This is a genomic window from Microcoleus sp. Pol7_B2 (assembly GCF_036701035.1).
Taxonomy (GTDB): Bacteria; Cyanobacteriota; Cyanobacteriia; order Cyanobacteriales; family Microcoleaceae; genus Microcoleus.
Window position 1 is genome coordinate 13,171 of record NZ_JAUBQB010000078.1, and the last position, 21,627, is coordinate 34,797.

22 protein-coding genes are annotated in these 21,627 nt (G+C 46.3%); 13 read left to right on the forward strand and 9 right to left on the reverse strand.

Annotation, left to right across the window (positions count from 1 at the left end; genetic code table 11):
• Nucleotides 1-42 precede the first annotated feature (42 nt).
• Nucleotides 43-2,916 (forward strand): zinc-dependent metalloprotease, encoded by a 2,874-nt coding sequence (locus tag QUA57_RS23050; protein ID WP_445304505.1) that lies wholly within the window; start codon nucleotides 43-45, stop codon nucleotides 2,914-2,916.
• Between the two features lie 253 nt (nucleotides 2,917-3,169).
• Here QUA57_RS23050 and QUA57_RS23055 read toward each other — a convergent pair whose 3' ends face one another.
• The 5 genes from QUA57_RS23055 to QUA57_RS23075 all read right to left on the reverse strand — a co-directional run bounded on the left by QUA57_RS23055 (nucleotide 3,170) and on the right by QUA57_RS23075 (nucleotide 6,094).
• Entirely contained in the window at nucleotides 3,170-3,793 is a 624-nt protein-coding gene (locus tag QUA57_RS23055) for a Uma2 family endonuclease (RefSeq protein WP_333063773.1), read from the reverse strand.
• A 43-nt stretch (nucleotides 3,794-3,836) separates the two neighbouring features.
• A complete protein-coding gene (locus tag QUA57_RS23060) occupies nucleotides 3,837-4,121 on the reverse strand; it encodes a hypothetical protein (RefSeq protein ID WP_333063771.1) in 285 nt (94 codons plus the stop codon).
• A gap of 361 nt (nucleotides 4,122-4,482) precedes the next feature.
• A complete protein-coding gene (locus tag QUA57_RS23065) occupies nucleotides 4,483-5,505 on the reverse strand; it encodes a hypothetical protein (RefSeq protein ID WP_333063770.1) in 1,023 nt (340 codons plus the stop codon).
• Between the two features lie 114 nt (nucleotides 5,506-5,619).
• Nucleotides 5,620-5,832: a DUF5615 family PIN-like protein gene (locus QUA57_RS23070; protein WP_333063769.1), complete on the reverse strand. Its 213-nt coding sequence runs from the start codon at nucleotides 5,830-5,832 to the stop codon at nucleotides 5,620-5,622.
• A 16-nt stretch (nucleotides 5,833-5,848) separates the two neighbouring features.
• Nucleotides 5,849-6,094, reverse strand: a complete 246-nt coding sequence (locus tag QUA57_RS23075) for a DUF433 domain-containing protein (protein ID WP_333063767.1) — start codon at nucleotides 6,092-6,094, stop codon at nucleotides 5,849-5,851.
• A 33-nt stretch (nucleotides 6,095-6,127) separates the two neighbouring features.
• Here QUA57_RS23075 and QUA57_RS23080 point away from each other — a divergent pair, with 33 nt between their 5' ends.
• Nucleotides 6,128-6,466: a DUF433 domain-containing protein gene (locus QUA57_RS23080; RefSeq protein ID WP_333063766.1), complete on the forward strand. Its 339-nt coding sequence runs from the start codon at nucleotides 6,128-6,130 to the stop codon at nucleotides 6,464-6,466.
• A gap of 138 nt (nucleotides 6,467-6,604) precedes the next feature.
• Here QUA57_RS23080 and QUA57_RS23085 read toward each other — a convergent pair whose 3' ends face one another.
• The gene (locus QUA57_RS23085; RefSeq protein WP_333251360.1) at nucleotides 6,605-6,847 is read right to left on the reverse strand and encodes a GNAT family protein; all 243 of its coding nucleotides are present in this window, start codon (nucleotides 6,845-6,847) and stop codon (nucleotides 6,605-6,607) included.
• Here QUA57_RS23085 and QUA57_RS23090 point away from each other — a divergent pair.
• The gene (locus QUA57_RS23090; RefSeq protein WP_333063765.1) at nucleotides 6,834-7,604 is read left to right on the forward strand and encodes a CPBP family intramembrane glutamic endopeptidase; all 771 of its coding nucleotides are present in this window, start codon (nucleotides 6,834-6,836) and stop codon (nucleotides 7,602-7,604) included. The two genes, QUA57_RS23085 and QUA57_RS23090, sit on opposite strands and share 14 nt — an antisense overlap.
• 6 nt (nucleotides 7,605-7,610) lie before the next feature.
• Nucleotides 7,611-8,159, forward strand: coding sequence for a DUF1349 domain-containing protein (locus QUA57_RS23095; protein ID WP_333063762.1), 549 nt, complete (start codon nucleotides 7,611-7,613; stop codon nucleotides 8,157-8,159).
• A gap of 162 nt (nucleotides 8,160-8,321) precedes the next feature.
• On the opposite strand, the gene QUA57_RS23100 is transcribed toward QUA57_RS23095, so the two are convergent.
• The 3 genes from QUA57_RS23100 to QUA57_RS23110 form a co-directional block, all read right to left on the reverse strand.
• Nucleotides 8,322-8,600 (reverse strand): Photosystem I reaction center subunit PsaK, encoded by a 279-nt coding sequence (locus tag QUA57_RS23100; RefSeq protein ID WP_333063761.1) that lies wholly within the window; start codon nucleotides 8,598-8,600, stop codon nucleotides 8,322-8,324.
• A 298-nt stretch (nucleotides 8,601-8,898) separates the two neighbouring features.
• Nucleotides 8,899-9,111 carry a chlorophyll a/b-binding protein gene (locus tag QUA57_RS23105; RefSeq protein WP_333041855.1) on the reverse strand — a complete coding sequence of 71 codons (213 nt, stop codon included), beginning with the start codon at nucleotides 9,109-9,111 and terminating at the stop codon, nucleotides 8,899-8,901.
• A 402-nt stretch (nucleotides 9,112-9,513) separates the two neighbouring features.
• Nucleotides 9,514-9,639 carry a hypothetical protein gene (locus tag QUA57_RS23110; RefSeq protein ID WP_333063759.1) on the reverse strand — a complete coding sequence of 42 codons (126 nt, stop codon included), beginning with the start codon at nucleotides 9,637-9,639 and terminating at the stop codon, nucleotides 9,514-9,516.
• Nucleotides 9,640-9,688: 49 nt separating this feature from the next.
• Between QUA57_RS23110 and hflX the strand changes: the two genes are divergently transcribed.
• The 9 genes from hflX to QUA57_RS23155 all read left to right on the forward strand — a co-directional run bounded on the left by hflX (nucleotide 9,689) and on the right by QUA57_RS23155 (nucleotide 21,442).
• Complete coding sequence (gene hflX, locus QUA57_RS23115; RefSeq protein WP_333063758.1) at nucleotides 9,689-11,284, forward strand: GTPase HflX; 1,596 nt, start codon at nucleotides 9,689-9,691, stop codon at nucleotides 11,282-11,284.
• Nucleotides 11,285-11,789: 505 nt separating this feature from the next.
• A complete protein-coding gene (locus tag QUA57_RS23120; protein WP_333063757.1) occupies nucleotides 11,790-12,125 on the forward strand; it encodes a PEP-CTERM sorting domain-containing protein in 336 nt (111 codons plus the stop codon).
• 474 nt (nucleotides 12,126-12,599) lie between these two features.
• Nucleotides 12,600-12,863, forward strand: a complete 264-nt coding sequence (gene grxC, locus QUA57_RS23125) for a glutaredoxin 3 (RefSeq protein WP_333063755.1) — start codon at nucleotides 12,600-12,602, stop codon at nucleotides 12,861-12,863.
• 67 nt (nucleotides 12,864-12,930) lie between these two features.
• The gene (gene gshB, locus QUA57_RS23130; RefSeq protein ID WP_333063753.1) at nucleotides 12,931-13,917 is read left to right on the forward strand and encodes a glutathione synthase; all 987 of its coding nucleotides are present in this window, start codon (nucleotides 12,931-12,933) and stop codon (nucleotides 13,915-13,917) included.
• Nucleotides 13,918-14,107: 190 nt separating this feature from the next.
• The gene (locus QUA57_RS23135) at nucleotides 14,108-15,247 is read left to right on the forward strand and encodes a Gfo/Idh/MocA family oxidoreductase (RefSeq protein WP_333063752.1); all 1,140 of its coding nucleotides are present in this window, start codon (nucleotides 14,108-14,110) and stop codon (nucleotides 15,245-15,247) included.
• Between the two features lie 108 nt (nucleotides 15,248-15,355).
• Complete coding sequence (locus QUA57_RS23140) at nucleotides 15,356-17,194, forward strand: CHAT domain-containing protein (protein ID WP_333063751.1); 1,839 nt, start codon at nucleotides 15,356-15,358, stop codon at nucleotides 17,192-17,194.
• Between the two features lie 166 nt (nucleotides 17,195-17,360).
• Nucleotides 17,361-17,942: a hypothetical protein gene (locus QUA57_RS23145; RefSeq protein WP_333063750.1), complete on the forward strand. Its 582-nt coding sequence runs from the start codon at nucleotides 17,361-17,363 to the stop codon at nucleotides 17,940-17,942.
• A 611-nt stretch (nucleotides 17,943-18,553) separates the two neighbouring features.
• On the forward strand, nucleotides 18,554-21,055 hold the full coding sequence (locus QUA57_RS23150; RefSeq protein ID WP_333063749.1) for a glycosyltransferase family 2 protein: 2,502 nt from the start codon (nucleotides 18,554-18,556) through the stop codon (nucleotides 21,053-21,055).
• 69 nt (nucleotides 21,056-21,124) lie between these two features.
• Entirely contained in the window at nucleotides 21,125-21,442 is a 318-nt protein-coding gene (locus tag QUA57_RS23155) for an amidohydrolase family protein (RefSeq protein ID WP_333063748.1), read from the forward strand.
• Nucleotides 21,443-21,627 lie beyond the last annotated feature (185 nt).

Genomic DNA, 21,627 nt, shown 5'->3' on the forward strand with positions numbered 1-21,627 from the left:
TGCTCTTTCAAAACTATTCTTTCCTGCGGCTAAATACTGAAAATGAAAAGATTGATATTTCCTGAGACTAGCAAAAATACACAGATAAAAAATAATATAAAAAATCTGCCTGTGATATTTTTTATATTATCTTTAGCATTTTTCTGTTTCAGTTTGTATAAAGGTTTCTTTTTACCTTTAGCTTTATCAGCGGGGCCGCCCAGCAACGAACAAAGTAGCGAACAGCAAACTCTGGCACCCTTTGAAGAGGTTGTCAAAGACGCGCAAAAGTTAGAGGGATTATTTACTCTGTACCGCAATCAAGCAACTGATAAAGTATATCTGGAAATTACACCGCAACAATTCAACAAAAAGTTCCTGTGCTTTGTGACATTGGCATCGGGTTTGGGGGAAGCGGGCATTTTGAGCGGAATGCCGATCGGCGATTTCTTGTTTCAACTGCGGCGCGTCCAAAATAACGTGCAGTTTGTGATACCAAATATAAATTTTCGCACAAGTCAGGGCGACCCGCAAGCAGGTTCGGTAGCACGGGGATTTAGCGAGTCGATTCTCTATTCTTTGCCTCTCAAAAGCATTCATCCGCAAAGACAAACTCTGCTAATCGATTTAGGAGATTTGCTGATGAGCGAAAAACGCGATTTACCTGGGGTAAAAGCGATTTTGCCGATGCTTTTGGGCGCTTCTTACTCGATCGATGCAGACAAGTCTTCTTTTAAAGATGTTAAAGCGTTTCCGCTGAATGTGGAAATTGCTTCTGTCTATGGTTTTTCTAGCGATAATGACAGTGAGCTTAACTATTTACCTTCGGTTCCTGACAGTCGGGCTTTTAACCTCCGCATTCACTACAGTTTCTCGGAAGTGCCGCTAAATAACGGCTATCGGCCCAGACTTGCGGACGAGCGAGTGGGCTATTTTCTTACAGCATATAAGGACTTTTCTGACAAGAGCAGGCGGGAGCCTTTTGTGCGTTATATCAATCGCTGGCATTTGCAAAAGCAAATCCCGACAGCGCCGATGTCGCCTCCGGTACAGCCGATCGTCTTTTGGATTGAAAATAATGTGCCTACCGAATACCGAAACGCAATTCGTGAGGGGGTTTTGGAGTGGAATAAAGCTTTTGAAAAGGCAGGTTTTACTGAGGCAATTCAGGTCAAACAAATGCCGGACAATGCTAAATGGGACCCTGCTGACGTTCGCTACAATACTATCCGCTGGTCGAGTTCTTTTGAGCCTCAGTTTGCCGGCATCGGGCCGTCTCGTACTAACCCACTGACGGGGGAAATTTTGGATGCTGACATTCTGTTGGATGCTAATGTTGTCCGGGAAATCAAACAGAGTTATCGGTCTTTGGTGGAACAAAATAGATCGCTATCTAAGAGTTTTCAAGGACGAAACGGTTCTAATACCAATCCCTGTCAGTTTGGAATGTATTCTCGCTATTTAAATGTGCTAGAAAATGGGGATTTAGGAAAAAGTAGCGGGGAAAATGATCGAGGTGGAATTGCTGAGGATTTGCCGACTTTGGTAGAAAGATACCAAGAGCAAAAACGCTCGCCTTTATCGCGGTTGATGTCGAGTTCGGATATGTGTTTTGGGTTGGAATCGAGCCGCCAGTTTGCGATGGGGGCAATGTCGATGGATCTGTTGGAAAATGCAGCGCCTAGCAGTGGGACGATTGACAATTATGTGAATGAATATATCCGATCTTTGACGGCGCACGAAGTCGGTCACACTCTCGGTTTGAGGCACAATTTTCACGGGAGTACGATGTTGCAACCGGAGGATTTGAACAATACTCAGGTAACTCGCACGCAAGGTTTGGTAGCGTCGGTGATGGATTATGTGCCGATTAACTTGGCACCGCAGGGAACTGTGCAGGGCGACTATTTCCCAACGATTGTAGGGCCTTATGACGATTGGGCGATCGAGTACGGTTACAAGGTAATTGGCGGCGTAAACCCTAACAGCGACTTACCAGCGCTGCAACAAATTGCCAGCCGCGGGGCCCAAGCGCAATTAGCTTACGCGCCGGATGAGGATTCTGTTGATATTCTCGATCCCGCGGCAAATACCTTTGATCTCAGCGCTAATATGCTGAGGTATTCGCAATGGCAATTGGATAATGCTAGGGCGATGTGGAAGCGTTTAGAAAAGCGAACTCCGGTTGGGGAAGACGGTTATAACGAACTGCGGGTGATGTTTGATTCGGTGTTCGGGTATTATCTCAACCAGGTGATGAATGCTACTTTGTACGTCGGCGGGCAGTCGTTTAATCGGATTCGCCCTGGAGATACTAATGCGAAGTTGCCGTTTGTGCCGATCGAACTTTCTCAGCAGCGAGAAGCTTTAGCAACACTGGAAAAGTACGTTTTTGCGCCGGATGCGTTTAGTTTTGCGCCGGAATTGCTCAACAAATTGGCGCCTTCGCGCTGGGAACACTGGGGAAGTCCGGCTTTGGTGTTTCCTCTAGATTACCCGATCGGCGATCGAATTACTTTTTTGCAGCGGTTTGTGTTGCGGGTTTTGCTATCTCCGATGCGCTTGGCGAGGCTGCGGGATGCGGAGTTAAAATCAGCGCCGGAAACTGCTTTGAGGTTGCCGGAAGTGTTGGATACTGTGCAAAAGGATATCTGGCAAGAGGTTTTGCAGCCGGAAAAGAAGATGCAAATTTCCACTTTTCGGCGTTCTTTGCAGCGGGAACATTTGGCTATTTTGATCGGAATGGTGCTGCGAAAAACGAATGTTCCAGAGGATGCGCGGAGTTTGGCTTGGTACGAGTTGCGGCAGTTGCGGGAGGGTTTGAGCAAGAGTATTCGGAATTTGGATCGGAATGCGGATGCTTATACGCGGGCTCATTTGGAAGAAACGCGCGATCGTATTTCTAAGGTTTTGAATTCGCAAATTCAGTCGAATTAATTTGGGGGCTCAGAAACCGGGTTTTTGAGGAAGATATTTCGTTGCAGCCCGCAGATTTGGTAAAAAACCCGGTTTCTGAGAATCTCAGTCAAGTTAAAATAATAGCGATCGCCCATCAATTGACAAAACCTCCGTTATCTCTGACTTTAACCAAGGCGATGGTGGATTGCTCTCGTAATCGATGAAATAATTGTATGCCAATTGCTCGTACAGTTAGTCAACTAACGATTGCAAGTCTAATAATTTGCAAACACTAAACTTCTGTCATCGCAACCATTTGAGCGGTGGTTAATACCAACTGAGGAAACGTTGGAGAAACAATAATGGCTTCTCCTTGATATCGCTGTGCCTGATATTCACCATCGATTAAGCGGTTGATGGTCACTGTAGACTGTTTTGGAGAACCAATATACTGAACGCCTCCCAACCCTGCATAATCAACGATCCAATACTCCAGGATTCCTAAAGTTTCATACTCATTCAATTTGATGCGGTAATCATCCCGCCAATTCGTACTGACAACTTCGATCGCCAAGGGAGGTGGAATATAGGCAGCAGCAGAGGCAGAACTTTGACGCATTCTGACCCATTCTTCCTTGGCAAACACCACAATGTCGGCTTTACGACTCGATTCACTTTCGCCCGGGCCAGCGTTCAATCTGACTTGTTTACTTTGTCGAGGAACGTAGGGAAGGTTCAAGGATTGGCAATGATCTACCAAGAGACGACATAAACCATCGACGACATCCTCATGTTTGGCTGTGGGTTCACTCAGGGGCATGGCAACTCCATTGACTAGCTCAAATGATCTGCCGGACTCGTCATCCCAGTTGAGAAATTCCTCGAAGGAAAGGGTTTTTTGGGCGATCGCAACCATTGATATTAACCTTTGGCGTAGGTTGGCTCTCTGTTGTCTTTTTCTAGCTTAACGTGAGGTAGAGAGATAGATCGCTGCTCTTGTAGGGTGCGTTAACGAAGTATACCGTAAACTTTGACACCTCTTCTCGGTTTTGCTGCCCGCGTCCTGGTTTGCAGTCTACGAAACCTAATGCTTCTGTGTCGAGAAAACTGGTGATCGCCGCTGTGATTGGATATTCAATTTCCGCAGCACGCGCGATCGGAGCCGCTTGAATTCGTTCTGACAAGCGTCTCAAAATGACTGCGACATCAGCAGGAGAAAGTTGTTCTTGAAGTTTGGCTTGCATGGCATTCACCTGTCATTAATAAGCGAAATAGAAGCGTCTCGTCGGCGATCGTACAAACTCTGATAATCTTGCCAAGTCGCAGGTAAGCGTATTACAGAACCCGCAGCCCATTAAATTTTTTATGGTGAGATTAGGGCAAGCATAATCTAAGCTCACTTTTGCAGCCATTGATTTTAATGATAACAAGAGTGGTGTGGGCGATTGCTCCTGGTTTTTAGTCCAAATTGGTGATGAACTAATACAGTTCAGTTAAGGCTAAAAATTAAAATTCACCTAGGTTGGGTTTCGTTTCTCAACCCAACCTAGACAATTTTATTTCGTTGTTAGGCATTCCGGGTATGGAATTACAAACGCTTCTGACTTACCTATAAGGAATTTGATATTCAAGGCAAACAGGATCTACTTGTGTTTCAGAATAGATCATTATTTCTCCCTCCCAAGTCATATACTGATAACCAGGAGTCTCCAAAATCAACTCTGCATTCCCGTTATGACGGTGGAACTTAATATCAGGTGTTTTCTGAGAAAACTCATTCTCAAAGAATAGAGGTGGCAGCTTACTGACTCGTTGTGCAATTGACTCTATATCATATTGGGATGCGGTATCATTAACAGCGAGATCGCGAGGCAATTTTTTTCCGTGAAGCTTACGAACCGTACTGGCAATTGCACTTCTCAAATGATCGCCAACTCGGTAGAGATTTGCAAAGTGATAACGTAGGTCACGATTTAAGGAAATAGCGGTTGTACCATCGCGATGAATCTCACAATCAGGGCCTATACGTCCATTAGGTTGCATCCCCTCTAGAAAATACCCAACAATCCGAGCATTTTTGGGAAAAGTTTGAATATCTTTATCTACAGTACGTGCAACTATGCCACGTCCCCTTGAGTACATCATTATAGGACGCAATTGACCACCATTGTGTTTAATCTTATTAACAATAGGAGCAAATGAGTCTCTGTAGTCATTGATTGCGTTCCGAAAATCCTTATAAGCAGGATGCTTGACCTTTTCCAGCCAAGACTCTACAAATTTTTCTTTGACCAGGCTAGATGGATGAATAACTTTAAGGATACGGTAGCAATCATCAAGGTGAGATTGTAAGGCGTGTAGTAATTCTTTTTGTAAATCAGGCAGCTTCTTTAAAGGATAATCAAAATGTCCATCAGCATTAAACAAAGCCGTAGAAATCTGATCTATTTCATCCAGAACAGCATTGAAAGACTGCATTACTTTCTGTATCGAGAGACTGTAGATTGAGAACGGATGCCGTTCGGTGTGCTCGTTATGATAGGTAAAGCTTTCATCGAGAAGTTTTAGACAATTAAATGCTTTAGGGTGTAAGTTGCCATCTCTATGTGTTTTACGTTCGAGCTTCATAGGATCATAAGGGAGTCAAGTTTGTATTACAAATGTAACACATTGACTGTGAATTAAGGACTGCTAAACCCAAAGCCTGCCTCAATCCACACAACTACTTGCTTCCGGCAATAACTACGGTAGCGGGCTTTGACAAATTCGATCGGCCTCCACCACCCTAAACCGTTCCTCAAATTGCAATCCTTCGGTCTGTAATAAATTCAACAATATTGATGCTGGTTCTTCCGGCGTATGAGGACGAAACCGCAAATAAATGACACCTCTTGGCGATCGCAGCCGCAAGCGATAAATGAGTTCGCCGTAATCGCGATCAAACGTAAAAATCACCCGTTTCTCATCCACATTAACTTGCCTCAGCAAACAGTAAAGGCGTGTAAAATACGTCTTCCTTGAGGCACTCGGCCGCGAAAGCAAACACCGCTTGGATAGATTCAGGATTAAGCGTTGGGTAGTTTTCGATAACTTGTTGCTGCGTCCAACCTTCTGAAAATAGCCCTAAAATGAACTCCACAGATATTCGTGTTCCCTTAATTACAGGCTTGCCAAGCAGAATTTTAGGATTTGAGTGAATGTGTGCTTTCCAGTTCATCACCAGTGGGCCTCTATAGGGTTTTCATCTATTATGAGTATAGTTAAAATTCTAAAATTTATCACCGCAGTAATATCTATTGACATTGGTACGCTCATTACACGCACTCCCGGACTGCATGGTGGATGTCCTCACATCGTCGGTAAATGCGTTACCGTTCGCCGGATTGTAACCTGGTACAAGCGAGGATTGACTGCTGAAGAGATTGGCGATCGCATCCGACATCTCACCCTCGCCGAAGTTTACGTCGCACTCACCTACTATCATGCCAACACCCAAGAACTTGAAACTTATTTGCTCCATCAAGCAGCAGAAGTTAAGCGTCTTGAAGCTTGGCACAGCACCTTTGGTAAATATGAAATGCTAAGATAATAAATAATACATCGCCAACAGAAAAATCTTCTAGATAAGCACTATCCTCAAACTGGGAAAGAAAAACTGATTTTTACCGGGTAAATTTAGCGGGTGTAGGAGCAATATCGGCAATGAAGTAAAGTTTTATAACAAAACTCAACATCTGTGCTTCTTGAGTAAACCGTAAAGTTCGATCTCTTCAAACTGCCCTCGGTGAAAAACACGCTGTTTTTGGCTACCTTCCTGCGTCATTCCCAGCTTTTGTAGCAGCTTAGCCGAGGCTATATTCCGCCTGAGACAAGTTGCATAAATGCGATCGAGCTTTAATGTTTCAAGTATTCCAGACTGATTTAGTGTAATGGATTCGTTTTTTTTCTCAAAAATGATGTCTGCTAACACTGCAAAAAATCATTACTTCCGATGGGCATTGTTCTGGGCGTTTCTGGGTAGTTTAGGAAGCTTGGCGGTGTTCCCTTATGCGCTGTCTCTGAATCCGGCACTAAGTCAATTGCCTGCACCACTACCTGTTTTGGCGATCGCCTCCGCCCTGCAAACCGGAATTTTTCTAATTCTCTTTTGTTGGATTGGGCTTCGCCTCGGTAAGTCGATCGGACTTGATTCGCCCATAGCTGGTGCTTTGGTATATCGACAGCCTTTCACGCCAATATCTCAATCTGCCCTTAACACGGCGCTAATTGTAGGCTGCATCGGTGGAATCGTCCTGATTGGATTGAGTTTAGCTTTCCAACCTTGGATGCCGCCCACGGTAACTCCAACAACGCTCGAAATTGACCTCTGGAAACGCATATTAGCTTCCTTCTACGGAGGCATCACCGAAGAACTCTTGCTGCGACTGTTCGGTATGACATTGATTGCGTGGCTACTTTGGAAAATTTTTGAGCGAGACAAACCGCAACCCTCTACATTGATTTTTTGGCTGGCAATTGTGGCGGCGGCGATTCTGTTTGGTGTGGGTCATTTGCCTGCCGCTGCCAATCTCTGGGGACTAACCCCGATCGTCATTTTCCGAACGATTTTGCTCAATGCCCTCTTAGGGATTCCCTTTGGTTTTCTTTACTGGCGTTGGGGATTAGAATACGCTATGTTATCTCATTTTGTGGCAGATTTGGTACTGCATGGAATTGGAGGAAGTTAGCAGGATATGCAAACAATGCAATGGTACAACGAACCTTTACAATGGCATGAGGATAACGATGTTATCCATATTACCGCCGGGGCAAAGACTGACTTTTGGCGGCAAACTCATTACGGATTCATTCGCGATAACGGCAACTTTTACTACCGTCAAGTTTCAGGCGACTTTACAGCAGAAGTCAAAATTACTGGTTGCTATCAATCGCTGTACGATCAAGCAGGATTGATGATTCGAGAAAGCGAAAATATCTGGCTCAAGTGCGGCATTGAGTTTGTTGAGGGAGTGCAAAACGTGAGTGCGGTTGTGACACGAGACTATTCCGATTGGTCTGTTATTCCACTTGAAGTGCCACCTGTTTCCCTGTGGCTGCGGGTAAAGCGCCGAGCTGAAACGGTGGAAGTGCAACACTCTTTGAATGGGTCAGACTATTCAATGATGCGATTGGCATATCTAACTGAGTCACCAATCGTTCAAGTTGGGTTAATGTGTGCGGCTCCCCAAGGTGAAGGCTTTGCAGTCGAATTTGAAGGGTTTAAGCATAGTAAGCTGATCTAATGTGGATGGTAAAAAAACCGATTTATGCGCGACTCCATACATAAAAATAAAATTAGGGGTGAGTGCTTTTCACTTACCCCTGCCATTCATTTTTTGGGCGGTTTTGAACCACCTTAATACACATTGTAGCACTAAATTGCTACAAAAACGATGCTATTTATCCTAAAAATACTTGTCGATGTGGAGGGTCAAAATCGTGAATACTCCCAGCAAATGACCTGCGCTCATGCAAGCCAGAAATGCTGGTACGCTTACATTGTTGAACAAAGAGGGGAAGGGTAAAGGCATTTTCGGCCCGACGTGGGGATACCAAATTCGGCGGCTGAGAACTAGCAATGCTAAGATATTACAAACAAACATCACTATTGGTTTTTGCCAATTTCCTGATGCTGTGTCAGCTAGAGTCGATTCTACTACTGCCAGTAAATTTGAGTTAATCATCGTTGATGCTCCTATTTTTCATAAATTATCAGAAATGCTCGATGAGATTTCTTGCCCAAAATACAGCAGGGGCGATCGCCTTTACGCAATAAATATCTGTTGCTGTGAATCTTCACCGCGCCAGCGACAGCGCCCCCACCCCTAATCATCGAATTACAGCAAGAAGTCTCTTAATGCCATTCAAAAGTAACGAAAGATACAAAGGGACAAAACCATACTCGCTGCCATTTGTAACTTTTAGCCTGTCTGGCAGTGGTGGCATTGACTCACGCTGCCAGACAGGAAATACCGCTACTCATTACTGAGCAATGTAGGTAGGCAGAAAGTGAAGTATGTCACGGAGAACGCTATATCCAGCGGCATCCCAAAGCAAATAAGCTAAGAAACCGATCATCGCTAAGCGACCGTTCCAAAGTTCTGCTTGTGGGTTGAAGCCAAACAGAAAGGCATTCCGATCTTTTCCGTTGTAAGCATTAGCCGTAGGAGGCAGGTTAGTAGGACGAGTTTCCATGTTTTTACATTCCTTAACAATGTTCGCTTCTCATGGTAGCGACCTAATTTCTGCTTTGCTATCTGTCTCTAGGCTCAAGATACACACAAGCCTAAAGGAGGATTTTGAAACAAAAAATAAAGTGTTAACTTTTGTTGCGCGAGATTTTTCCGCGATCGCCTGTATCTGTAGATACTAAATACAACTGCAAGTTGATATGGCCGCTGTGAAAGGCTCCATCGCCCCGTAGCGACAAACAACGGCGCTGGTGACTCGACAATACTGAATCCGCGAGCTCCTAGACGCAAGAAAATTTAGTAAATTTCAACTCAAAAGCCGAACACATCGCGCGGGAGTTAATTAAAATAGGAGATAAACAGAGTGATCGGGAGAAACAGTTATCGAAACCATCTACGGCAATCTTCAAGGTTTAAAGTCCAGCCAGCTCAAGCAACTCGAAAAGCTGTACCACCAGCGACTACCGGGCGATCGCATCACCACTGCAGAATTCGCCCAGCGCGTCGCGGCGATCAGCACGGAAATAGACAAACCAATCTGCACTTACATCAACCGCCGCGGACAAGTCATTCGCGTCGGCGTGGGTTCACCCCGGCAAACGCAGATTGCGCCCCTAGAATTGCCGCGCTACGGGGGAGGTCGCCTCAGCGGCATTCGCTGCATCGCCACCCACCTGAAGCCAGAAACCCCAAGCGAAGCAGCCCTCACAGCAATGGCAATTCAGCGCCTGGATGCCCTGGTTTGGCTGACACTGAGTGGCGGAGGATTTCAGCGTCGCGGCGGCGGTGCGACTGGTTACATCCAAGAAACTTATCTCGCTCACCTAATACCTCAAGGAGATCAGCCAAATTTTGAGTTCTCTGTTTTGAGCGCTCAGTTAGAACCAGATGCAACTGATGAAATAGAAGAGCCTTCTATTCCAAAGTCACTAATTCAAACTCCACACTTTCCCTGGAAAATATCAGAACCGCTGAATTTGGACGAACTCGCCGACCAAGACTTTCTGGATTTGGTGGAAGGACTCGAAGCAGAGTTTCAAGCAGAGTTTGTCGCTAAACAGGTCGATGCAGACCAAGACAAAGTGCTGTTGGTAGGTGTAATGACTCAGCACATGACTCAGTTGGAGTTTGAGGACGGGCTCGCAGAAATCACGCGGCTGGTTGAAAGCGCCGGAGGTCAGGTTCTGCAAACAGTGCGCCAAAAACGATCGCGCCCCCATCCGCAAACAGTCGTCGGCGAAGGCAAAGTTCAGGAAATTTCCCTCACCGCTCAGACGATTAGCGCTAACCTCGTTGTATTCGATCGCGACCTGGCCCCCGCACAAATACGGAACTTGGAAACTCAGATAGGTATTCGCGTTGTCGATCGAACAGAGGTAATTCTCGACATCTTTGCCCAAAGAGCTCGATCGAGCGAGGGTAAATTGCAAGTCGAACTCGCTCAGCTAGAGTACGCCCTGCCCCGGCTCAGAGGCCGCGGTCAGGCAATGTCGAGACAGGGTGGCGGCATCGGTACTAGAGGCCCAGGGGAAACCAAGCTAGAAACCGAACGGCGGACGATCGCCAAACGCATTTCTCGATTGCAGCAAGAAGTAAATCAACTGCTGGCCCACCGCTTCCGACTGCGCCAGAACCGCCATCATCACGACGTACCGTCAGTGGCGATCGTTGGCTACACCAACGCCGGTAAATCGACTCTGCTCAACCTGCTCACGAATTCCGAGGTCTATGCCGCCGACCAGTTATTTGCCACGCTAGACCCCACAACTCGACGGTTGACCATTCCCGGCACTGTCACCAGGGAACCCCTGTCGATCGTCCTCACAGATACAGTGGGCTTTATTCGTGAACTGCCTCCCGCCTTGATCGACGCTTTTCGGGCTACCCTCGAAGAAGTCACTGACGCCGATGCTTTGCTGCATCTCGTCGATCTCTCCCATCCCGCGTGGCAGAGCCAAATTCGATCGGTCATGAATATTTTGACAGATATGCCCGTAACTCCCGGCCCAGCCCTTGTAGTCTTTAACAAAATTGATGCCGTAGATGGAGAGACTCTCGCCCTCGCCCGAGAAGAATTTCCTCAAGCAGTATTTATTTCGGCCGCCAAAGGTCTTGGGATGGAAACTCTCCGCGACAGACTAGCTCAGCTCATTCAATACGCCCTCTACCCTCGGTAAATACTTAAATATTTCTTTTGAGTAGTTGACATGGGGGAATATACGTACATATACTGAGGACAGATATAGTCGAACTATGAGAGGATAAAAGAGTAGTCAGATTGTGCATTGCAAAGTACAATACAGCAGCTCTATTTTGCGATAGGTAAAATAATTAATTTCCGGAGGCCGCGGTCAAGGTAAAAAGACTCTTTGTTAATGGCTGTAAGGGCTGTTGGTTCAGAGGTAGCAAAAAGATGTTGCTTCACTCTATGCAAACTACACTGCAAACTACACTCGGTGCAAACTACCTGTGCAAACCACGGTACGGGATGTCAAGGTAAAAGAGAATAATTTTATTAAAGTGTTTGGGCACTCACCTCAAGCGCTATACTATCTTTTACAGACGTCCGCCAGAGAATACATCCATTTATTGTAAGAACTCTAAAATCCTTGCCCGTCGTACAGCGCTAATCTCTAGGACTATTTCTATTTTTCGATTTTACCACTGTTTAACTAAATAGTTATGTGTACGCCACTGGCAAAACTAGCAATTGGACTCTCTGCCACAATGGCAACAGCGTTTTACTATCTAGCTGCCGCCCCTCCGGCAGCAGCAGTAGATGTCTGCGGTCCGGGAAATTATTCTACTGCTTGTGCCCCGACGCCGGCACCAAGCCCAACGGCATCCGACCCGCAATTGCCGAGCCAGCGGGGTTTGTCCGAAATATACAGAACCCCACCTTCGAGAGACACAACTTCTATTCCTGAACCGGGTACTGCGATCGCAGTCCTACTGACAGGTGCAGGAATGATCTGTTCGTGCAGAAAGCGAAACAATCAGGTTGGTCCGCAGCGCTAGGCAGGCTGATGACCAACCTGTTTGCCTTTACAATGTCTCCGTTTTTTTTAGCGCGGGTATTGGTTTACTTAAATTTATATAAAAAATTGTATAAAAAATAACTTGACACCTCGCTTGTGCGCTGCAAAGAGAGCCGGATGTTGAAGGAAGAAAGCGATAGGGTCTGCAGTCAGGGTAAAAACAAGGAAGAAGGCAAATGCACTTCCCGGCAAGGGTTTCAGCAATGAATAACCTCCGGTGCAACAGATAAGGTTGCTATATATAATAAAAATTAAAATATAAAAATTAAAATAAGATTGGTTAAGATCCATGCTTCGGACAGTTGTTGATAGCCAACCGTAGAATAAGGGTTGCAAGGCTCCTAGGCAAGTTTGCTACCAACGAAAAATCGAGGGTTTCAGCCTAGAAAGTAAAAACAGTCCGCACTATGGTTAAGATTACAATTAAAAAATATTGTTATTGTTTGAGCGTCCCATGATCCCTAAAGTAGAAATTTACACTTGGAGAACCTGCCCGTTTTGCGTTCGTGCCAAAGCACTGCTAAAGCGAAAAGGGATTGATTTTACAGAGTACGCGATCGACGGAGATGAAGCAGCACGGGCTCAAATGAGCGATCGAGCCAACGGAGGCCGCACCCTGCCACAAATATTCATTAACGACCAACACATAGGTGGCTGCGACGAAATTCACAAACTCGATGCTCTAGGCCAGCTAGACCCGCTGCTAGCAGCAAAATGAGGCATTCCCTGTCGAATTTTCAGTTAGCCCTAATTTTCCTTCGACCAATTCTTAATTTTAATTGACAATGAAATTTGCATTCATCATCGATCCCCTCGCGCGACTAATTCCAGGACACGATACCAGCGTAGCGCTGATGGAAGCCGCTCAAGAGTTGGGTCACGAAGTCTGGGCGACTCAAGCCAACGAACTAAGCGTCATCGGCGGCAAAACCTGGGCAATGCTGAGTCGGGTAGCCCTCACCCCAGTAAAAGTGGTAGATGGACGCTGGGAGGCTGCTGAGGCTTGGTACCAGGTAGAACAGCCTACTTTGCAGCCTCTAGAAGCAATGGACGCAGTATTTATGCGGACAGACCCCCCAGTCAACATTCCTTACCTCTACGCTACTTACCTTTTAGATGGCATCGATCCGGGTAAAACTTTGGTAGTTAACAGTCCCAAAGGATTGCGGGCGGCGAATGAAAAGATGTATGCTTTGCAATTTGAGGGAGCGATCCCCGAGACAATTGTTTCTCAAAACAAGCAAGTAATTCGGCAATTTGTTGAGAAAAAAGGACCAGCAGTTCTTAAACCCTTGGGCGGCAAAGCGGGCGAAGGGATTTTGTTTTTGGAAGCGGACGATCGCAATCTCAACTCCCTGGTCGAAATTAGCACTCAACAAGGGCAAATTCCAGTGATGGTTCAGACCTATCTGCCGGAAGCAAAAGAGGGAGATAAACGGATTATATTGTTGAACGGCAAGCCCATCGGTGCTATCAACCGCATTCCCACTGGCAATGAATTTCGCGGCAACATGGCCGTGGGCGGCAGAGTCGCAAAAACAGAAATTACCGATCGCGAACTGCAAATTTGTGCTCAGTTAGAACCAGTGCTGCAACGGGACGGACTGTACTTTGTCGGCATTGATATTATTGGCGGTTATCTCACAGAAGTTAATGTCACCAGCCCTACAGGGATCAGAGAAATTGACTTGTTTGACGGCGTTAATTTGGGCAAACAAGTAATTGAATGGGTGGAGAAGGAAGAAGGAAGAAGGCAGAAGGAAGAAGGATGAGGGAAGAAGCCAAGCACGACACAGATTAGGACACGGATACACGGATTAATTATCGACCGTGAGGCAGATTTACAGTCGTTAGTTATTTGTTAGTTGTTCCCAATTCCCAATCCCCAATTGCCAATTGCCAATTCCCAATCCCCAATTGCCAATTGCCAATTCCCAATCCCCAATTCCCAATTATTAAATTATGTCAAAAATTGGCGTTGCAGTAGTCGGTACAGGTTTCGGTCAAAAAGTACACCTTCCCGGATTCCAGGCCCATCATCGGACAGAGGTTGTGGCTGTTTATCACCGGAATTTAGACAAAGCAAAGGCGATCGCCTCTACCCACAATATCCCCTACGCTTGCGACTCGATCGCCGATATAGTAGCCATCCCAGAAGTGGCGGGCGTCAGCATTTCCACACCGCCATTTTTGCATTTTGAAATGGCAAAAACCGTCTTGGAAGCAGGCAAGCATTTATTATTAGAAAAACCCACAGCCCTTACAGCAAATGAAGCCAGGGAACTTTACCGATTGGCAAACAACGAATCTCAAACCGATTTTAAAAATGGTGGTTCCAGAGCAATTGCCACAATGGACTTTGAGTTTCGCTTCATCCCCGCATGGCAAATGCTAGCAGAATTATTGGCAGCAGAATATGTGGGAGAAAAGCGTTTAATTAAGATAGATTGGCTGGTGTCGAGCCGCGCTGATGCGAGTCGCCCCTGGAATTGGTACGCGCAAAAAGAGCGAGGCGGCGGAGTTTTGGGCGCGACAGGTTCTCACGTTTTTGATTATATTAGCTGGCTGTTCGGCCCGCCGCAGAGGCTTTCTGGGCATTTGATTACAGGAATTTCGCGGCGGCCCGATCCGAATGATTGGGGAAGTTTAAAATTAGTTGATGCCGATGATTCGTGCACGTTGATGTTGGAATTAGCCGGGGGAACTCCTTGTCAAGTTTGTTTGAGTTCTGTTACTTATCAAGGGCGAGGACACTGGGTGGAAATATACGGGAGTAAGGGTACGTTGGTGTTGGGAAGCGATAACCAGCAAGATTACGTCCACGGATTTCGCTTGTGGGGTTCCCAAGGTGGAGAACCTTTAGCTGAAATCAAAATTCCTCAAAGATTGGAGTTTCCTCAAGTTTATCCAGACGGGAGGATTGCACCGTTTATTCGAGTAGTAGATAGGTGGGTAGAAGCAATAGATGGCGGTAAATCGTTGATACCGTCGCTCAGAGAAGGGGTTTACTCTCAGTTGTTGATGGATTTGACCCAGGAGTCGAATGCTACGGGAACTTGGGTAGATTTACCGAATTTAGATAAATTTTTGGGCACTAAGTAAAAGTGAAGCATCCCAAAGCAATCTCACGCACTCGATCGCACCCCAAACCCGATAAACTACGAATAGATAAACTCAATCCAACCCTATATCCAGAGTCGATAGTTGTGAATGGCGCGCCCTGAAAGTCCTTGCCTCAGTATAGCGATCGCTCGCCTGAGAACCGCTGGGGCAAACCATTTTGCCACTTGGGTTCTACAAGCTCCCTATCCCAGCGGGTATGTTCACCACGACTGTATGTGGCCCGATACCCTCTCCCAATCTTGGAAAGCTTGGCAGGAAATGTTTTCGCCCTCCGGGACAATTCACGAATTGCCCCTAAATCCTGATGGCAGTTTCGTCTCGCCGGAAAACAACCAGAATATACTGGCAGAAACTGAACAACGAAGTCCTCAGTCGCTAGACCTCGCTCCAGCGACGCCCTCTGTGCCGCTCCACCTCGGTCAACGGGGGTGGGGCGAGAAGGGGGATCAGCATCCGCCTCGGCCACCAGCAAGCTACAGCAGCCGCCTGATGCAGCATTTGGGGATTAATCTTTGGCAGTGGCTGTTTGAAGGCCCGATTCAGGGTAGTCTCCAGGAAAGTAAAGGTATTGCGATCGGGCAAAATCTACCCCTGCGAGTACGCATAGAGTTGCGCGAACCGTATTTAATTGCTTTGCCTTGGGAAATTATGCAGCCGCAAGCCGGTCAACCGGCAATTTCTCTGTCGCAGCAACTGCTGTTCAGCCGCACTACCAGCAATGTTGAACCTTTGCCACCCCTCCAGCCTGCGGAGTCACTCAACATTTTGCTAGTTTTGGGACAAGCAGAACCCGGCCGCGGTGCTAATTCCCAATTTTCCAACAGCAATAACGGTCATTTGCAGTTGGGAGAAGAAGCACTCGCCTTAGCGGGCGTTCTGGAAAGTGCTTTTCAAACCGACGACAGTGGCAAATATTTTGACATCAGCGTTCCGACTCGCGTCGATACTCTGATCGAACCTACTCCGGCAGAACTAATTTCTCGGCTGGAAACGCAAGCTTACAACATTCTGTTTTACGCCGGCCACGGAATACCGGGCCCCGACGGCGGTTTGCTGTTTTTGCGGCCGGAAACGGCGATTAACGGTACTGAACTGGCTCAGGTATTAGTTCGATGCCGCGTGACTCTGGCGGTGTTTAATGCCTGCTGGGGAGCTCAGCCGGCGGTGGAGAGGCTGCACTCAACTAACGGCCAGCAACAGGCGATCGCCCGCAGCAGTTTGGCTGAGGTACTGATCCATCACGGCGTGCCTGCGGTGTTGGGGATGCGCGACTCGATCGCCGATCGCGAGGCCCTGAGTTTTATCCAAACTTTTGCCCAAGCTTTGGCCGGACGGATGTCGATCGATCGGGCAGTCGCCGTCGCCAGACAGCAGTTACTAACGCTCTACAAGTTCAATCAACCGGCTTGGACGCTGCCTGTGCTGTATATGCACCCTGAGTTTGACGGTCAGCTAACTGAGCCGGTAGATGACCTCAAAACTGAATTGCCTTTAAATTCTTCTACTTGGCTGGGACGCTTGCCGTCTTGTGCTTATTTGCGGGGGCGCGATCGACCAAATGCCAAATCCACCGAATCGACCAATCAGGTTTGGCCGATTCGCGCAGGTATGGTTCGAGTCGGACGCTGGGAAGAAAACGACGTAGTGATTCGAGAACAGTGGGTTTCTCAAAAACACGCCGAGATTTTCTGCCGAAACACTATCGGAGATAGCCGGGGCGAACCTAGCTACTTCCTGCGCGATTTTTCTCGTTATGGGACTCTTGTTTTGGGGCCTGAGGGATGGCAGAGAGTTCACCACCAAGAATTGTTGCTGCGATCGGGCACTCAGCTAAAATTTGGCAGTTCTCAAGGTCAGATTTTTGAGTTCACTATTGAGGTTGCTAAAACTTCGGGCTACAGTGAGACTGATTGCGGAACGAATTAAGGTGCGCGTGTAGCTAATGAAGGCAAGCGGCGAGTGGCACAGCAAAGTTCTGGGCGTTGAGTCTCCAATCTGAATTTAAAAGAGTTACTTACCACTGATAGCTCCCAACTAGCTCTTGGCACAGTCCCCCTTCTATATTTTCCTTTTCCCCCTGAGGTATTACATCATGGCTACCCAATCTCCTGATTCTGAATATTTTCGCGACTCACAAACTCAGGCCCAGATGGAACTTCTCGCCACAATAGTTCAGACTGATGTTGCTTATCCCTGGAATCCTGCACAGCTTGAATCAGAATCTTATTTGGCTGCCCTAGAGCAGGAATTTGCGCTATCTGATTCCTTCAGCGACAGCGATATTGCCCTGAAATCGCAAGTTTTATTCTCGCAATTAGAACAAGTTTGGCTGACGACTGCTCTGCAAAAGTCTTTGCGCGAAAAATTTGCTCGCGTTCCTCAAGATTTTCTGGGCCGCATCGCTCAAAGCGTGCAAAACGCAACTGTTAAGTATCAATCTTTAGCTGACCAAATGGTAGAGTGCGTGTTAGATATTTTGCCTCAGTGGGCTGAGGAAGATTTGCAGGTGTTGGCACGTCCTTTGGCTTATGCCATGCGAGATGTTGATTCGGAAGGGGGGGAATTGGTCATGGCGACTAAAAGACCTTGGGCCCAATTGTCGGAAATAGAACAAGCCAGGGTTAGTTTGGCTGTCGCGCGCTATGCAATCTCGCAATTAGAAATTGCTGATTAGTTTTTTGATGGCTGGGTTTTTGGGCTGCGATAGCGGTAATTTTTTTAAAATTAATATAAAATTAATCTACCTTTAGTTAGATGTCAAATTCGTCTAATTGTTAAGTCCTAGGGATTGCTATAGTTTGATATAGCAATCCTATTTGATTTGTAGACAAGATAATTTTTTTTTAACTATAGCAAGCGCGCCCGACGGTTAGGACTGAGATGTGGCAGCATTTTCAATAAGCTTTTTAGGGGTGGCGTCCGAGAAACGGCCCACAATAAAAATTTTTTATTGTGGAACAGGCCCGAAAGCCTTTTGCAGCAATGTCAGCAAAAGGTAAGTTAGGAGGTTCTTAATTGCTGAAATCCTTGCCGAAGATTGCTTCTGACTTCTATCGCGACGATAACTAAAGCCTTTTTCCTTCTTCCTTCTGCTATATTTTGCCAGGTTTGGACTCGCTAAGAAGTTTGGCAACAGCAAGCAAGATGAATTATCATACAATGGTCAAAATGTTAAAAAATGTAAATATAGTAATGGGGGTGTGTCGGAATTTTCAACTGAATTAAAAAGTGGACAGCAGGAAACCCTTACTGTTGCATACACGCTCGGAACTTTAAAATTATTTTATGACAACTTCAAGATTTGATATTCAAGACTTGAAACGCCACTTTTGGCGGATTTCGCGGGTGCCGGCGGCAACGCTAGTCGTGTTGGGGGCGATTGCTTTCGCAGGTGCGATCGCCTGGGCCTGGTTTTCAGGTGAAGGTACTGTCAGCGATATTTTTGCCACAATCAACACTTGGCAGCAAAACCCGCCTGTGTTGCTGCAAGTGCCTGCTACGAGCAAGATGTATTTGTTAGTGCCGACTATCGCGCTTGTCTCCGTTGCTTTAGCTGCAATTAAAATTTCGCCTCAACCGCAGAAATGGTCGCGCGCTGTAGTAGTTGCAATAGTTCTGGCTTTAACAATTCGCTACGTTTTATGGCGATCGCTCGCTACTCTAAATTTAACCGATCCCCTCAACGGTATCTTTAGTTTGGGGCTGTTTTTCCTAGAAATGCTACTGGTTTTCAACACCAGTATTCAACTGTATTTAATGCTGAGAATGAAAGACCGGCGTCGAGAAGCCGATCGCATGGCAGTTGCAGTTGAAGCTGGAAACTTCACCCCGTCCGTAGATATTTTTATCCCAACTTACAACGAACCAGCTTTTATTTTACGGCGCACTGTAATCGGCTGTCAAGCTTTAGATTATGCCAACAAAAAAGTATATTTGCTCGACGATACTAAGCGGCATGAAATCAAGTTACTGGCCAAAGAACTGGGATGCGAGTATATAACCAGGCCCGATAATATTCACGCCAAAGCTGGAAACATTAACCATGCCACAGGCTTAACTAATGGAGAACTAATTGTAGTTTTCGATGCAGATTTTATTCCCACTAAAAACTTTTTAACTCGAACAGTTGGATTTTTTCAAAATCCCGAAATCGCCCTCGTTCAAACACCGCAAAGCTTTTACAACCACGACCCCATCTCCCGTAATTTAGGTTTAGAAAATGTGCTCGCGCCGGAAGAAGAAATATTTTACAGGCAAATTGAAATCATTAAAGACAGCGCCGACAGCGTGGTTTGTTGCGGTACATCTTTTGTAGTTAGGCGGAGTGCTTTAGAAACAGCGGGAGGCTTGGTCACAGATTCAATCTGCGAAGATTATTTTACCGGAATTCGGCTGTCAGCAACCGGATATCGCTTAGTTTATTTAGATGAAAAATTGAGTGCTGGTTTGGCGGCTGAAAATATAGAGGCTCATCTAAATCAAAGGCTACGCTGGGCGCGAGGCACGCTGCAGGCATTTTTTATTGATTCCAATCCTTTAACAATTCGCGGTCTCACATTCGTACAAAGGCTGTCTCATTTGGAAGGATTGCTGCACTGGTTTACCAGTTTAACCAAGGTTTTATATCTGTTGATACCTTTAGGTTATTCGTTTTTCGACATAATTCCTTTGCGGGCAAGTGCGCGGGAATTGCTGTACTTTTTCCTGCCGTACTATTTGGTGCAACTTACTGTGTTTTCTTGGCTGAACAGCAGATCGGGCTCGGCTTTGCTTTCCGATATTTATTCGTTCGTCCAGTGTATTCCTTTAGGGGTGACGGTAGTGAGTTCCATGCTGAATCCCTTTGGGAAAGGGTTTCAGGTGACGCCAAAAGGAATGGCGAGCGATCGCTTTCATTTTAACTGGAATTTGGGATGGCCTTTGATTGTCTTGTTCGCAGCTACAGCATTCAGTTTGTGGCACAATTTAAATATTAATTTAGTTAAAAATGTTGGCACCGTACAGTCAATATCAGAAAGTGCAGATTTGTCAAAAGGAATGAGTTTGGGATGGATTTGGAGCGCTTACAACCTGCTGATGATCGGGATTGCATTGCTGATTTTAGTGGATATTCCTAAGCCGGACATTTACGAATGGTTCAATTTACGCAGGGTTGTACAATTGAATATTGGCCGTCAAAGTTTTTGGGGTATAACAACGGTAATTTCGGAAAGTGGCGCTGAAGTTGCTTTGACCCAGTGGCCAAGTTTTGCGGTGAAAAATAAAGGCAGTAAAGAAAGTTTGACAGCAGCAGAGATTTTGCCAAAATATGCCTTTGAGACAAGCTTATCGCAGGGTAAAATAAAAGCGCTCTCTCGCAGTGCGGCAGTCAAAGCAAGGAGATCGGTAGCGCCGTCTGTTATTGAGTTGGACACTGAGCGTCGTTTGGCTAAAGGTTTAATTGATTGCGATTCGGCGACTCTGGAAATTATGGAAGAGAACTGTTTTATTCCTGTGGCTAAAATTGAGTTGGTTAGCGATAAATCTCAGTTGGAGTCGAGTTTTCGGGATGGAAAAAACGGCAGTTTTGTGGAATTTCCTACTGTGCGAATTGCGTTCGATCGCCTGAACATTAGCCAGCACCGCTGTTTGATCGAAATGCTGTACTGTCGCCCGGGCCAGTGGCAGCGGCAGGAAACTCCCGGAGAATGGCGATCGCTGTGGCTGTTGTTGAGAATTGCTTTGAAACCGAGGGCTGTTTTTGAGAGGAATAGGTCAGTTAGGCCGATCGCAGTTTCGCAACTTTAGAGTGAACTTCTCCTAGTTGGGAATTTTTCACCGCTGATATCAGCATTAGAGGGTCATCCTCTGCTGAAAGTGGGGTTGCTGGAGTCTGGCTGCGGCTGGCTTCCCTACTGGCTGTGGCCACTCGATCGCGAATATGAAGATTTGCAATGGGAAGTCGTTGATCGTGTCAAAATGAAGCCATCCGAATACTTTCGTCGCCAGTGCTTTATTGCGATCGAGCCTTCCGAGCCTTATTTAGCCCAAATAATAGAGGCGATCGGTTCAGATAACTTAATCTTTGGCTCGGATTATCCTCACATGGATCATCAGCCCGATGTGGTTAAGGAAGTGGTAGCTCTAGAAGAGCAACTTTCTCAGGAAATTGTGCATAAAAATTGTTTGGGATAACCCTGCTCGTTTTTATGGCTTGGAGCATATTTGTTAACAAACAGGTCAAACGCAGTTACAGATGGCTGTTTGACCATGAGATATCCATCCCCTCTAGCCCCCCTCCCGGGCAGGGTGGATTTATTGTGATCGGATGATTATATAATGGAAGGGGCGATCGTCCCCTAGCGGATCCCGCTTGACCA